The 925-nt window shown below is 64.2% G+C and carries 1 protein-coding gene; it reads left to right on the top strand.

The window, feature by feature from the left end; translation table 11 throughout:
- Window positions 1–925, top strand: a 925-nt coding sequence (locus ACIOWA_RS21560) for an ATP phosphoribosyltransferase regulatory subunit (protein ID WP_401161850.1), incomplete at both ends; no start/stop codon positions are given.

Raw genomic sequence — 925 nt, 5'->3', positions numbered from 1 at the left:
ATCTGGATCTGCGTACCCTCAAGGTCATCGACCCGCAATCGGGCCGGCAGATGGGGTTCCGTGCCGACATCACGCCGCAAGTGGCGCGCATCGACGCACACACCCTGCGTCGCGAAGGCCCGAGTCGTCTGTGCTACGCCGGTAGCGTGCTGCATGCCCAGCCGCGTGCACTGTCGTCTTCTCGCAGCCCGATCCAGTTGGGTGCCGAGTTGTACGGCGACGCCAGCCCGAGCAGCGACGTTGAAGTGATCAGCCTGATGCTGGCCATGCTGCACCTGGCCGATGTGCCGGATGTGCACATGGACCTTGGCCATGTCGGCATTTACCGTGGTCTGGCGCGCGCCGCCGGCCTGTCCGGTGAAGTTGAGCAGCAGTTGTTCGATGCGCTGCAACGCAAGGCGATCGACGAGGTCATTACGTTGACCGAAGGCTTGCCGGCCGATCTGTCCGGCATGCTGCGTGCGCTGGTCGACCTGTGTGGTGGCCGCGAGGTGCTGGTCGCCGCACGTGAGCGTTTGGCCAATGCGCCGGCGCCGGTGCTGGCGGCATTGGAAGATTTGCTGGCAATCGCCGAGCGTCTGTCGGCGCGATTCCCGCAGTTGCCGCTGTACTTTGATCTGGGCGAGCTGCGCGGCTACCACTACCACACCGGTGTGGTGTTCGCGGTGTTCGTGCCGGGCGTTGGCCAGTCCATCGCTCAAGGCGGTCGTTACGACGACATCGGCGCCGACTTCGGTCGCGCCCGTCCGGCGACCGGCTTCTCTACCGATTTGAAAACCCTGGTGACCCTGGGGCGTGCTGAAATCGAGCTACCGTCTGGCGGTATCTGGATGCCTGACAGTACGGATGCGGCACTCTGGCAGCAGGTTTGCCAGTTGCGCAGTGAGGGTCAGCGTGTTGTTCAGGCAAACCTGCTGCCAGAGTG

Origin of the sequence: Pseudomonas sp. NPDC087614 (assembly GCF_044743485.1) — a bacterium.
Taxonomy (GTDB): domain Bacteria; phylum Pseudomonadota; class Gammaproteobacteria; order Pseudomonadales; family Pseudomonadaceae; genus Aquipseudomonas; species Aquipseudomonas baetica_A.
Note: the sequence above shows the minus strand (reverse complement) of the source record. Positions and strands in the feature narration are given on the sequence as shown.